This is a genomic window from Butyrivibrio sp. DSM 10294 (assembly GCF_028539135.1).
Taxonomy (GTDB): domain Bacteria; phylum Bacillota; class Clostridia; order Lachnospirales; family Lachnospiraceae; genus Butyrivibrio.
This window is the reverse complement of record NZ_JANSWL010000067.1, coordinates 1-12,731: the sequence shown is the minus strand read 5'-3', so window position 1 is coordinate 12,731 and position 12,731 is coordinate 1. Positions and strand designations below refer to the sequence as shown.

Below are 12,731 nucleotides of genomic sequence, written 5' to 3'. Positions count from 1 at the left end.
TCATGCTTCTACGCCTATCTGATCTGATAACTATTACAATTAAAATATCACTATTGTATATGCATCAAACACTCGATAGTCCGGTAATTTACGGTAACCGGGTAGAAACATCAAATCCATATCATTTGACCTATATCGATAAAATACCCGCTTATATTAGCAAAGAAATATCAAGATTACAAGCTTTTTTTAATTCAAGATATAATCTGATGATACTTCTGCAAAAGATCTGCTACCACTGATGTAGTCTGCATATGCCGTCTCAGCGTCTTTTCCGTGGAACACTTTACAAAGTCCGCACATATCGCAGTCTGCAATGCATGGAAATCTCTCTTTTATAAATGCTCTTCTCTCTTCGGATGTAGAGTCTTTTATATCAGGTGCATCTAACATAAGCGCATGTCCTCTCAATGAATCTGCCTGTCCTGGCGATACTTTTCCATGTATTCCATGTTTATCTCGCGGATTTCCTTTTTGCCATCAATATAGTCCTGATAAATATCCCAGGGGCTTCCTCCGCCAAGCCAGCAGGATGAGCAATTCTCACAACCACCGCCGCAATCAAGCGAGTTCTTTACTATCTGTTCGCGCTCTTCTTTGGTTGTATCCTTGATCAGAATTGATTTTCTTTCCATTATCGCTACCTCCTTAGGCTACTGATGCCATTTCCTCATTGATAAGGATATGAAATGGATCCTTGTTGTATTTTTTCAGTAATTCATAAGCTTCATCTCTTGTAATCAGACGTATCCTCCTCGTAGCCGCCAAAATTTTCCGATAGCTTACATATTATCATACATTTTTTCATAGTCATTCCATAGTTTCTTTCGCACTGTTGATAAGACCGAGAAGGCCTGTCTCCTTAATAAGAGCTATACCCTGGAATTCATCTCCGAGGACAATCAGATTGTCGCCGGTTTTAATATCGAAGAGCTTTCTTGCCTTGGCAGGAATAACGATCTGACCTTTATCTCCCACTTTGACCAATCCAAAGATATGTTTTCCTTTCGGCGGTATTGCATATCCCAGATTGTCTGAATCATTCTTTTCATATGATATAAGGTCGTCCATGGTTACATCAAAAAGGTCCGCCAGCTTCTTACATCTCTCTATATCCGGCAGTGACTCTCCGGTCTCATATTTTGAAAGCGTCTGCCTGGATACGCCTATTTTCTCGGCGATGTCTTCCTGCGACAGATTGTTAAGCTTTCTTAATTCAATAAGGTTATCAGCAAAGCTCATTCTTTCTTCTCCTTTTTTATCCCCAGAACACACCACCTTATGAGAGGTATGCGGCTCATGATTTCATACAGAAGGTAGGCGCCTACGAATGCTGCTATTGCAACTAAAAGGTATACGATGACGGGGGCAAGAGACGGACATAATGTATGCAGATACCATCCGCTGACCGCTATCATCAGATAATGGAATACGTAGAGGCCCCATGATTTTTGACACATCCACTTTGAGAACGTATTCGTGGAATTGCCCCATTTTTTCATGAGGGCAAGTATACCGAGAGTTCCAAACCATGCGTATACATTGCACATGATTGTATCCAGAACCACGTGCTCCGGATATGGCTGACCGTTATATAAAAGCACAAAGGCTATGCAGGATGCGAGGGCAAGGATGCTTAATAACAGCCAGTTTTGGCCAAGTCGATCCATCACGACCTCATGGGACAGTACAAAGTATCCGATCAAAAAGCCCAGTCCGTAGATACCGAATCTGTATACCACTATTATCGGTGTGTTAAGTATCTGCGCAGCTCCATATACGGGTATGACAAGAAGTATAAGTATCAAAAGATTGGCTTTGCCGCAGATATTATAGAATCTGTCTTTTTCAATCCTTCTGATCAGTACCAGTATCAGGCTGAAGAGCCAGAGCATCTGAATGTACCACAGAGGACCTGAGCCGCTGGCTACCATTATCAGGAAAAGGATGGGCCCCGGTACATTGCCCATGGAATCAAATGCACCGGAAATCAGCATATTGTAGTAGCCAAGAACCCAGCCGAAAACCAGAAGGCCGATTGTTGATGGCACAAGATATTTTCTCGTCCTTACTCTGATGAATTCCTTCTCTGTTCGTTTAACCAGTTCATAGCGAGCTGACATGCCGGATACCACAAACAGAAGTAACATAAACCATGGATAAACTATGTACTGATATATATCCTGTGGCTGATGTTCACTGAAGGGACCGATGATTCCATGCTGTGTAACGCCGTTGAATATGTAGATCACATGATAGATGACAACCAGCACTACTGTTATCCAACGAATATTATCCAAATATACCTTTCTCATATTTATACCACCTTTGCTAAATATTTTAACATTTTTCTTAATCATAAAAAAGTAAGCTCCGCCTGTCTACCAAGCGAAGCTTACATATTTTGCTATTTTTCGTTAAATTTGGTTGCGAACTCACAGTTGTCCAGGGGAAATAACACCTACATTGACTGTATCGAACATATCCTCATTCCTTCTTTGGAATCGTTATTAAAGTTGGTGGAAAATTGCATTATACCGTTAGTATAGATGACTTCACTTCCCAAACTTCAGATTATCCCCCAGCACCGGAACCTTGCTGGCAAAAAAAGAGAATTCTCCGCTATCAAGCAGGTTCCCTTCATCATCGGTAACTCTGATATCAAAAACCAAAATGTGCTTACCGGTCTTGAGCTTCATGCACTCGCAGTAGATATATTCAGTATTTACTGCAGGAAGCAGGAAGTTCAGATTGGCGGACACTGTTGTGGCGTAGTAGCCACTCATACTGGCTGTAGCCCCGGCCATGGCATCTACAAAGGAGAGCAGCGCTCCGCCGTGGATGCTTCCATAGGTGTTGTGAAGCCTTGTATCGGCCTTAATTCTGGACTTGCTGTAGGTGGAGCTCAGTTCCAAAACCTCAAATCCAATGAAATGATTATATTCATTGGCATACAATTCCGGGATCATCTTCTCCCTCATTGCTGCCTCTTTTTCTGAACGTGCTTTTCTCATAAAAATATCCTTTCCCCAAGAAAATATCAGCCCCAAACCCCGCATGTAAACGGGCGTTGGGGCTTAAATAGTCATAAATTATTACTTATTAAGGCTCTTAAGCGTCGCAGTTGCCGGATCAGTCTCTTTTGGAGACTGATCTCTTATTTTCGTTTTATCAATTATTTATCCATATTTCACTTATTTATTGGTCGTTATAATGATACTATATTGTTATAAGATTAGCGAAAAACAGGTCAATTGTAAAGGCAAAGAAGTATTATGATTTATTTTGATGGTCTACCATTATCCAAAGATATCTTAGCTGCTTTAAATGAATTGAAAATAGATTATGTCTTTCAGCCCATATTTTACCCGGATGGAAAGACTGTCTATGCGTGGGAAGCACTTATGAGGCCCCACGATATGGATGTAACTGAACTTATAGCGGAATATGAAAAGCAGGACAAATTACATGTATTAGAGGTTGCTACTTTATTTGGTGCAACTCAAGCATATTTTATCAGGGGATATAAGGAATACTTATCGATTAATACATTTCCCAGTGAATTGTTTAGTAAAGAGGAAGTTGATGCTTTTATTTCGTACTATGGCGGACATAAGAATGCAATGATTTTGGAGTCACTGGAATACCCTTATCTATCAGTAGAAATTGCACAGATAAAAAGAAAATATGCAGATATTAATAATAACCTGGTTGCCATAGATGATTTTGGTACAGGCATTAATAATTTTGATGTGATTGATGCAGCTAAGCCTAATATTGTAAAGATAGATCGGACATTACTGACCGGTATTGATAAAGATACGCACAGACAGGAACAATTGCGCGAAATGATTGATACATTTCATGCAAGAAAAATAAGCGTGGTGGCAGAAGGAATCGAGACCGAAGGCGAGTTTGAAACAATGAAGGAATTAGGAGCAGATTTTTTCCAAGGGTACTATTTGAAAAGACCATCGTAAAGGGGCGAGTATTGGTGAACAGCCTATAATTCGAACCATCAATGACCATATGTTACATTATCATTTGTTTTATGATACGAGTAAGAATCAAGAAAAATAGTATTTTTCGAATCTCAACAACTTTTTCCGTCTACTGAACATGAAGTTCCTACATCACCAGGATAACAGGCCTGCAATATGCTTATTTCAAGATTTCAGGCTCTGTTTGTTCTCATACATTTCTTTGTCAGCTCTCTCGAATATATCTGAAACAAAGCTATCGCTTTCTGGCTTGTACTCTGACATTCCAGACGCCAGAATTACTCCGGCCCCCATTTTCTTATTATCAAGAACCTGGCTACGAAGCTTGTCCATTAGTTCATGTCTTGATGAATAATCACTTCCTTGAAGAAATACTACAAACTCGTCGCCTCCTACTCTGAATACAGGACTATGAACAAAAATATCACACAGAAGGCGGGCAGATGCCTTGATATACTCATCTCCTGCAGCATGTCCCTGAGTATCATTTATTAGTTTCAAATTGTTTGTATCACATACAACCAGAGCAAAGTTCAGATAATCCATGCCATTTTCAATATTTCCCTGAGCAGATTGTTCCAACTCCCTGTAAGCAGTCTTGTTTTTGACTCCAGTTAGTTCATCGCGTCTTGCCAGCTCTCTTTCTGTTTTCAGCTCTTTTAGCTGCTGTTTCTCCCTCTTAACCTCATCATCAATGTCCTCAACACCTATGATAAAATGCCTGTTGTCACTGGTCTTTCGGGCAATCATCCTTGTGTATTTGGGCCTGTTGCCTCTCATTACACGGTAATCAAGTCTGTAGTCCTTGTGTATCTCAAGTGCTGAGATCATATTGTCCTTATCTATAAAATCTCTCACCTGTTCACAATCCTGTCTGCAAACAACAAGAGGTATATTTTCATATGATTCTTTAAAGAAATCCTCTCCTGATCTACTAATTTCTAATTCTCCGTAGATATTATTTGCCACATAGCTTGCGTATGAAGAATTAACTATATCCACATAGTAAATAACGTCATAATTAGAAGCAAGACTCTCAGCAATCTGTCCAAAAGTTATTGTTTTCTTCTGATTTTCTTTCTGTTCTATTTCGGCCTTTAGTTCATCTTGTATATCTTTTTCATAGAAAATCAGATATTGTTTATTTTTCTCAAGCATGGCAGTAAACAAGAAATATCTTGGTTCTCCGCTAATTACAAGTCTGTATTTGAAAGAAAATGATCGTTTTCCTTCAAGATTCTTAAGCATAGTTTCTTTTTCGTAGAAACTCTTTGCATATTCAAGATCATCGGGATAAACGCATCTTTCCAGGCTTTTCAAAGTCTCCCCAAAGAAGTCTTTTCCATCTGTTGTCGTATTCAAAGTCTTATATTTCTGACTCTTGGAAAAAGTAAGATATTCGCCGGATTCAATTTCGATATAGAAAATAGCATCATAATCCTCTGCCATAATTAAAGCAATATGATCATGTATTTCTTTCTCTTTATTGACACTGGATAATACAAAGGAATGGATAAGACATATGCCTATCATAAGTCCTGTGGCATAAAAAGGAAAGAATGCGTAAAGAATCTGAAGTACAAGAAATACTTCCAAGACCAAACTTGTCACTGCCACAGTTTTGTATCTTACTTTTTGGTTTCCTTTGCTTTTATTAGCTACGATCAACATGTAAATGGAAATTACAGTATAGAATAATATCTGAAGCTGAAAAGAGATATTGCTTCCAGATTCTCCCACATACTCATGGGCATCATTATATGAAAACATGAAATGATAAAAACGATTGAGTATAAGACATATTATCCCCAACAAGAGCATTGTCCATGCCCCAAAAATAAGCAGCGCACTGCGTCGACCACTTTTGTCAATGAATGCCACTATATACTGTGCCAATGCCACCATTGTCAAAAGCATGAACAAGAAATAAAAGACGGTCAGAGAATAAATAATAGGAAAAAGTACCGGGTTCTCTTTGTAATCATACAAAATGCCCCATGTCATATCCACAGCAAAGTAGATGCAGGCAGAAAGAATAAAATAGTTGTAGCGCACGCCTACCATTTTATCTTTATCCTGCTTATTTATATGGAATCCATTTTTTCTAAGTGGTTCCCAGTTTATTATTATATTGATTATCAGCATTGTTGCTGGAGCAGCAAAATATATCATAAGATTTATCAGCCTCCGCATATTCATTAAAACGTGTATTTATAGTCTCGTATACATATATTTTACCATGAAAATACGAAGGCATCATATATAAACCGGGAGTTATCTTGACCGATGTAAACTCATTTCCTCCGGCCGGATGTACATATTCAAATCTCTTAATTCTTTTACCTTAGCGTTTATCATCCTGATCACCTCATGTTAAATGATAAACAGAAACATCTCATCTTTCCAATACGTTTTGTTTATTGTCAGCAATAAACATAGCCTATTATCACCTGATGATGTCCACAACCTCTCCAATGTACATGTCGTGTTCTGCGTCGCCTTCATAGAACTGCTTAGCAATATCCGGATTCATGTTCTTAGGAGCAAGCCTCTGGCAAAAGAGCTTCCGACAAACGAAAGTAACTTCCGCTTCCTCAAAAGTCATGGAGCCATTAACTTCTTTAGCTGTGAGCCCTGAAGAATGCATCTTATCGATATCCCTACCGGATTTTGAGCCAAGAACTCCAAGAGTACTCTTGTACTCCTCAGGATAAAAGCTGATTGTGAAATACTCATTATTGTCCATGAACTCGTGAGTATACCTGGATGTCCTTACATACGTTGTCGCTACGGGCTTACCCCACAGTGTTCCAAGTCCGCCCCAGCTGATAGTCATCGTATTGAACTTGTCCTTGTCTCCTGCTGTGAGCAGTGCCCACTTCTTATCAAACTGACTAAAAATATCTGTTGTAAATTCCATCGTTCCTCACTCCTTTTCCTTGCAAATATAGTCCCAACTACAATCGCCACAGATGTCACCACGGATACCCGCAACAATTATCTTTGTCCTTACAAGTTTCATGAACTCAGCAAAAGAGATTTCACTTCCATCACCAAGTCCGCATGCCTTTAGCACTTCTCTGTCATATCTAAGAACCTTGTCCTGAGTGGTACATACATCGTCCTCATTATTGGGGCAGTTTTCGCATACAATATCTGTTTCAGCCTTCAGCACCACCTTCTGCGATGGATCTGCCTCAAGCTCTTTTATCACCCGTCCCATATGGTCAGTGAAATCTGCACTATATCCTTTACCTTCGTAGAACTGAAAGCACATTCCATGGTGGGGTCTTAAACATTTCTCCATATCTTCCATCTTAGTATTTCCATGATGCTGGCTGTAATGAACAATAGCTGTCTTTCCCATAAACAAAGCTCCTCCGAAACAGATACATCCATTATAACCCAAACATCCTGTTTCACCCAAGAAAATGGACTGGTACATTGCCCAGCCCACTTGCAAAAAAGTTCATAAAACCATAGGGAAGCTTAACTTCTGATAAATCCTGTTCGAATTATTATTAATGTCTATCATGCTATTTTATTTTAATAAAATCTTAATATGTTTCTCATAAAAAGCCGTTATTACGGGAATTTATTAGTGTTATAATCAATATCAGATGTCGTCATTCCGATAACACAGCGTAAAAGAAAGGACTTATTTATGGAGAAAAAACACGGTTCTTTGATGTTACCTATCGTCGGTTCTATTTTTCTTGCTGTTGTGATCACAGCAGTTTCCATTGCAGGTTTTAACCTGTATAGCACCATTAAGACCAATGCCTCTCAGGCAGAGGCTTACGAAAGCAGACTAAGGGAAGATATCATGTCTGAGTTAAAAAATGAAACTCAGGAAGCCATGAGCATATGTCAGGTTATGTATGACAGATATCTTGCCGGCGAAATGACTCTTGAAGAAGCTCAATTAGAGTCTGCAAATATCATCAGAGAACTTAAGTATAATGATGGATCTGGCTATTTCTGGGTTGATACATCTAAAGGTATCAACGTAGTTCTTTTAGGCAGGGATACTGAAGGACAGTCAAGATGGGATAGTGTTGACCCTAATGGAACCTACTTTATCCAGGAGATGATAAAGAACGGTATGCAGAGTGGGGGCGGATACACAAGCCTTATGTTTGCTAAGCCTAATGAAACCGAACCTCTGCCCAAGATCAACTATACAGCATATTTTGAGCCTTTTGACTGGGTTATGGGTACCGGCGTATGGGTTGATTATATTGATACACTCAAGAGCGAAAATGAATTACAATCCAGCAAAGCACTTACTTCCACCATCAGAAACAGCATTATTACTATGATAATTCTTTTGCTCATCGGAATAACCATCGCTGTTTATATGGGAAAAAGGATTACCACGCCTATTAAGCTTGCCACAAACCAGATGGTCAGAATGTCCAATAATGATTTCTCTGATAATGCAGAAATGGACAAAGTACGGACACTTCCCTCAAGTGAAAACAATGAGATAGGCCAGATAGCAATAGCACTTGACCTTATGCACACCAACATAAGAAATCTAATGTTGAAAATCACTGACACCACTTCTTATGTGGCATCTGCATCCGAGGAGCTTTCAGCCAGCGCATCCCAGTCCGCTAAAGCCAGTGAAATGGTTGCTAATTCCTGCACTGCAGTAGCTCAGTCCTGCTCGGGACAGATAACCGCTGTGGCTGGTGCAAGTAACGAAACCCAGGCATTTGTTAACAATATGCATGAATTCCAGGATGCTATCAGCAAGACAACTGAAATGATAACTACTACCAATGAAGCTGCTAAAAAGGGCGCGGCTGATATGACTAATGCCACAAATATGATGGGTTCAATCAAGAATTCCGTGGAAAATACTGCTTCTGTAGTAGAAGCCTTAGGAGAACAGCTTAAAAATATTGATACTTTCGTTGATACTATAGCAGAAATAGCAAGCCAGACTAATCTTCTGTCTCTCAACGCCAGCATAGAGGCTGCAAGGGCCGGAGAAATGGGTAAAGGCTTTGCGGTTGTTGCCAGCGAAATCAGCAAGCTTGCAGACCAATCCAATGACGCTGCTTCAAAGATCACAGAACTTATTGAAGAAATAATGAAGAACTCCGACGAAGCAGTTTCTTCCATGCGTCAGGGTGCTCAGGCCGTTGTGTCCGGAACAGAAACCGTTAACAACGCGGGTGAAACATTCAACAGCATAGTAGATATGGTATACTCCATCTCTGAACAATCGGAAAGAATGAGCGAAATCGTCGGTCAGCTTTCTGAAGGCACAGACACTATAGCCAATAACATCAGCAAGATTGAGGATATGAGTGCAAACGTTGCGGATGAAACCCAGAACGTTTCCGCTGCTTCGCAGGAACAGACAGCCTCCTCTCATGAAGTGGCAGAAGCTTCAGACAAGCTGGCCATCAATGCACAGGAACTGCAGGATTTTGTTTCCAAATTCTCACTTTAAACTACAATAGAACTAAGTCGCTGCGCGACGGCCTGCCAAGGCTGTGGCGCAGCGTTTCTTTTACTTAAAAAGCAGTAGATAGCGGAATCCTGATGCTGTGATATCTCCATAATCCGAACCATACACTGCTAATATATTCCTACTAAAGAAATCTCGTTGATTCCATGTTGATTCATTTTCAGATGTAGTCAAAGATTCCTTGAATAGCGTCTGTGATATTTATAATGTCAGGATAATGTATCCTATCAATCTTCGAATAGCCCCTGATATTTAAATCAAGGAGTGCCATTTTTTCGCATTGCACATAACCATCAACCTCTTCGGTTCTGATGTGTATATGTAGCGGACCGGCTTCGCCTTTTTCAAAAATAGGGCAGCCAATTATTTCATAAGTCTGATTAAAGAAATCCTTACTTACAATAAGAACCGGCTTCTTGATATGTTCAATCTTAAGTATATCCCCCTGGTGCAACTCTTCCTTCATTCCCAAATCTCTCTTCCTACCGGTTCACCCCAATCAAATTCGCCATCTAAATGGAGCTGCCCACCATACTCTGCAGCACGTTCTTCCAGTGTTCTATGTCTAAATGGTTTAACCAGCATTATCATGCCATTAGATACCTTGACATCGAGAACATCATCAACCGAAATAGCCGCTTCCTGAAGTACCTCTTTTGGTATTCTAATTCCCTGACTATTTCCCCATGTTTTAACTTGAGCTTGCATAATCAGCACCTCCTTTGTATATACATTGTATATCCTTGAAATAAAAAAAACAACTTATTTGTCATCCAGATTAGTACGTTATGCCAAGCTCCACCACTGGTTGAGTCTGCTTAAGCATTACTATTATTCAAGTTTTATCCATTCAATAAATGTATTTTCCTTTGAATATTCATCCACAAGAGCATTGAACTCCTCTTCTGTAATGACATCGAACTTCTCTATATTCTCAAGGTAGTCCTGTGGCGGATTCTCCTGCATATAAAACTCTGGTGCGCCGGACTCAGCCCAATCATCGTAGTAGTTTACAAACGCCATGACAACCTTAGCTTCTCCTTGATCAGCAATTTCTGATACAACATACATCTTACGGCCTTCATGACCTGTATCTCCACTGACAAACTGGTTCTTATCATTTATGAAAGTAACTCCGGAGGATCCAAGATTCTCCACATTCGCTGACTGGATCTTATTGTCCTTATACTCGATGATGTCATAGATCCAATATCCAAAAGAGCGGACAATCAGCTCATTTACGCCATCTCCGTTCATGTCATAGAGGGCATATTCCATATCAGGCTCTCCTACAGCCCAGAAGGTCTCGCCGTTTGCATCAGCTTCATTCCCCTTCAGATACTCCAAAAAATGTGCATCCACATCACTCTCCTTACCCACTGTTGAAGGAAGCTCAATAGTTGTGGGCTCATCTGCACCACCAATTATTTCTGCATTGTCTGCCTTTTTTGCACCGCAAGCTGTCATCCCAAATGCAATCACCAGTGACATTGCTGCTAATATAGCTCTTTTCATATTCAATCCTCCTCAAATATCGAATAGTCCCTCTCAAAAAGGGCTTCTATCATCTGATTGGCAAGCTCTCTCCGAGTCGAAGATAACACCGTCCATGTCAAAAATAACACAGTAATCTTTTATCATCTCTCACCTTTTCTATCAGAACACAAATGGAAATTCATATACATCGCCAACGCTGACTATTGAATCACCATTGACTTCTGTTACTTCAAATGTCGCTCCATCCCAGCCATAAGTGATTGTCCCTTTGACATTATCATCATATGAAACAAATGAAAGCTTTCCATCACCGGCCTCTTCTACACTACCTTCCAGCTCTCCAATTCTGTAGATGGATACCTTGCAGTCATATCCGGACTCCCATCCTTCAGAAACGTAAAGTGATCCGTAAATCTCTCCTGTTCCCTGATTGTCGATGTACAAGCCGGTAACGCCCTTGGCAGGCATTACAAAACCAAGACCCTTGAAAGCCGCAAACTCTTTTGCAATAAAATAGCATCTTGTCTTGGTGCTGTTCTCCAATAGGTCATAATACAGAACCGGATAAATGCTTCCACCTTCCTCTGCAGGGCCAAGTGCTTCAAGTACAGCACTCTCTTTCATGGAATTCCAATTACGCTGATCAGCGAGAACTTTTTCCTTGGTCTGCTCATCAACGCCATAAGAAAACCTTCCCCATAGGTCGTTCAGCTCATCATCCCAAACCTTAAAGAAATAACTTGCAACCATATTCATTTCAACCTGATTCTCACTATCTTTTCTTCGTGAAGTGATGTGCTCACAGATTGCATCAATCTTTTGGAACTCTTCTTCATAGGAACTTGATTCCACTATAGCATTCTGAACAGCAAACTTGATCTCGCTATCGTAGTCATAGGAATAATCAAGCTCTGATGTTTCATCACAGATACTCACGCCATAAGCTTGTTCTGCAGAAGCTGTATCGGAATTGCCCCCCTGTTCATTTCCATCTGCCACAGCATCACCTGCCCCGGAATTATCTCCGGCATTATCGCCTGCTGCCTCTGGAGCATTTACATCCGACTGTGCTTCAAAAATGGAACTACTTTCTTCGCCACCAGTGCTGCCTGCGCAGCCTGTCAGTACCATTGCCGCGGTTGCAATGGCTAATCCACATGTCATAAATTTTCTCATAATAGTACTACCCCTCATTCTTTTTTATACCAATCAATCGTAGTCCCGTTTTTGTACCCAAGTCAATGTGGATTATTTACAATCATGCTGCCAGCTCCAGATCATTTTCCAGCTCATTGCCCCAAATGTCCCAGCCGGGAGTCTTCTGTCTTGCAAAAAGTTCTATCCTTGGAACATCGCCCATGAGCTCCAGGATCCTGTCCCGGGTCTCGGAAGGTTTCTTACTGTGTTCTTCGATGTGGCTGATGATCACCTGATGGACTGCCCTGCCGACTCTTTTCGGATGGCCCTTGGTTGCAATCAGGCACACCTCGGCGTTGGCTCTCGCCCAGTAGCCCATTCCCCAGAAAAGAGAATCACATTTCTGATTTCTGATGTTAAGCATTTCTCACGCCATCCTTGCCCCCCTAACTCTGGATGCAGCATACGACCCACTCATGAAACTTGCTTCTAATATGCATTTCACAGTCTAAGCCGAATAGATTATGGCTGCTTCGTTGCATAAGTGCATATGAAGAGTGTCAAATGTAAGACGTTTAGTATGCATGAAGTTGTTGCTAATAGTCTTGAGA

The 12,731-nt window shown here is 40.5% G+C and carries 14 protein-coding genes, 1 pseudogene and 1 riboswitch; of the genes and pseudogenes, 2 read left to right on the top strand and 13 right to left on the bottom strand.

The genetic code is table 11. The annotated features are described in order from the left end of the window. Nucleotides 1-56 precede the first annotated feature (56 nt). A riboswitch (purine riboswitch) is annotated at nucleotides 57-158 on the bottom strand. Nucleotides 159-189: 31 nt separating this feature from the next. From NXH67_RS06805 to NXH67_RS06785, 5 genes are all read right to left on the bottom strand, one after another. Continuing rightward, nucleotides 190-393 (bottom strand): hypothetical protein, encoded by a 204-nt coding sequence (locus tag NXH67_RS06805; protein WP_022779823.1) that lies wholly within the window; start codon nucleotides 391-393, stop codon nucleotides 190-192. Between the two features lie 14 nt (nucleotides 394-407). Then, a complete protein-coding gene (locus NXH67_RS06800) occupies nucleotides 408-635 on the bottom strand; it encodes a hypothetical protein (RefSeq protein WP_022779824.1) in 228 nt (75 codons plus the stop codon). A gap of 175 nt (nucleotides 636-810) precedes the next feature. Further along, nucleotides 811-1,242, bottom strand: a complete 432-nt coding sequence (locus NXH67_RS06795; protein ID WP_272796852.1) for a helix-turn-helix domain-containing protein — start codon at nucleotides 1,240-1,242, stop codon at nucleotides 811-813. Then, nucleotides 1,239-2,315, bottom strand: coding sequence for an acyltransferase family protein (locus tag NXH67_RS06790; protein ID WP_272796851.1), 1,077 nt, complete (start codon nucleotides 2,313-2,315; stop codon nucleotides 1,239-1,241). The genes NXH67_RS06795 and NXH67_RS06790 overlap by 4 nt, the downstream gene beginning before the upstream one ends. A gap of 240 nt (nucleotides 2,316-2,555) precedes the next feature. After that, nucleotides 2,556-3,014 carry a PaaI family thioesterase gene (locus NXH67_RS06785; RefSeq protein ID WP_022779827.1) on the bottom strand — a complete coding sequence of 153 codons (459 nt, stop codon included), beginning with the start codon at nucleotides 3,012-3,014 and terminating at the stop codon, nucleotides 2,556-2,558. A gap of 261 nt (nucleotides 3,015-3,275) precedes the next feature. Here NXH67_RS06785 and NXH67_RS06780 point away from each other — a divergent pair, with 261 nt between their 5' ends. Continuing rightward, nucleotides 3,276-3,980, top strand: coding sequence for an EAL domain-containing protein (locus NXH67_RS06780; protein ID WP_022779828.1), 705 nt, complete (start codon nucleotides 3,276-3,278; stop codon nucleotides 3,978-3,980). A gap of 186 nt (nucleotides 3,981-4,166) precedes the next feature. On the opposite strand, the gene NXH67_RS06775 is transcribed toward NXH67_RS06780, so the two are convergent. The 3 genes from NXH67_RS06775 to NXH67_RS06765 all read right to left on the bottom strand — a co-directional run bounded on the left by NXH67_RS06775 (nucleotide 4,167) and on the right by NXH67_RS06765 (nucleotide 7,368). Beyond that, nucleotides 4,167-5,450, bottom strand: a complete 1,284-nt coding sequence (locus NXH67_RS06775; RefSeq protein ID WP_272796850.1) for a GGDEF domain-containing protein — start codon at nucleotides 5,448-5,450, stop codon at nucleotides 4,167-4,169. A 997-nt stretch (nucleotides 5,451-6,447) separates the two neighbouring features. After that, nucleotides 6,448-6,921: a flavin reductase gene (locus tag NXH67_RS06770; RefSeq protein ID WP_272796849.1), complete on the bottom strand. Its 474-nt coding sequence runs from the start codon at nucleotides 6,919-6,921 to the stop codon at nucleotides 6,448-6,450. Nucleotides 6,922-6,927: 6 nt separating this feature from the next. Next, nucleotides 6,928-7,368: a DUF1284 domain-containing protein gene (locus NXH67_RS06765; protein WP_022779831.1), complete on the bottom strand. Its 441-nt coding sequence runs from the start codon at nucleotides 7,366-7,368 to the stop codon at nucleotides 6,928-6,930. A 297-nt stretch (nucleotides 7,369-7,665) separates the two neighbouring features. On the opposite strand from NXH67_RS06765, the gene NXH67_RS06760 reads away from it, so the two are divergent. Continuing rightward, complete coding sequence (locus tag NXH67_RS06760; protein ID WP_272796848.1) at nucleotides 7,666-9,468, top strand: methyl-accepting chemotaxis protein; 1,803 nt, start codon at nucleotides 7,666-7,668, stop codon at nucleotides 9,466-9,468. Between the two features lie 178 nt (nucleotides 9,469-9,646). On the opposite strand, the gene NXH67_RS06755 is transcribed toward NXH67_RS06760, so the two are convergent. The 5 genes and pseudogenes from NXH67_RS06755 to NXH67_RS06735 all read right to left on the bottom strand — a co-directional run. Next, nucleotides 9,647-9,952 (bottom strand): type II toxin-antitoxin system PemK/MazF family toxin, encoded by a 306-nt coding sequence (locus NXH67_RS06755; protein WP_272796888.1) that lies wholly within the window; start codon nucleotides 9,950-9,952, stop codon nucleotides 9,647-9,649. Further along, entirely contained in the window at nucleotides 9,949-10,194 is a 246-nt protein-coding gene (locus NXH67_RS06750) for an AbrB/MazE/SpoVT family DNA-binding domain-containing protein (RefSeq protein WP_090008788.1), read from the bottom strand. Before NXH67_RS06750 ends, NXH67_RS06755 begins: the two co-directional genes overlap by 4 nt. A gap of 123 nt (nucleotides 10,195-10,317) precedes the next feature. Continuing rightward, a complete protein-coding gene (locus tag NXH67_RS06745) occupies nucleotides 10,318-11,001 on the bottom strand; it encodes a hypothetical protein (RefSeq protein WP_272796847.1) in 684 nt (227 codons plus the stop codon). A 141-nt stretch (nucleotides 11,002-11,142) separates the two neighbouring features. After that, nucleotides 11,143-12,147, bottom strand: coding sequence for a lysozyme inhibitor LprI family protein (locus NXH67_RS06740; RefSeq protein ID WP_272796846.1), 1,005 nt, complete (start codon nucleotides 12,145-12,147; stop codon nucleotides 11,143-11,145). Nucleotides 12,148-12,241: 94 nt separating this feature from the next. After that, nucleotides 12,242-12,532, bottom strand: a pseudogene (locus NXH67_RS06735) (MT-A70 family methyltransferase); the annotation flags it as partial. Nucleotides 12,533-12,731: the final 199 nt, after the last annotated feature.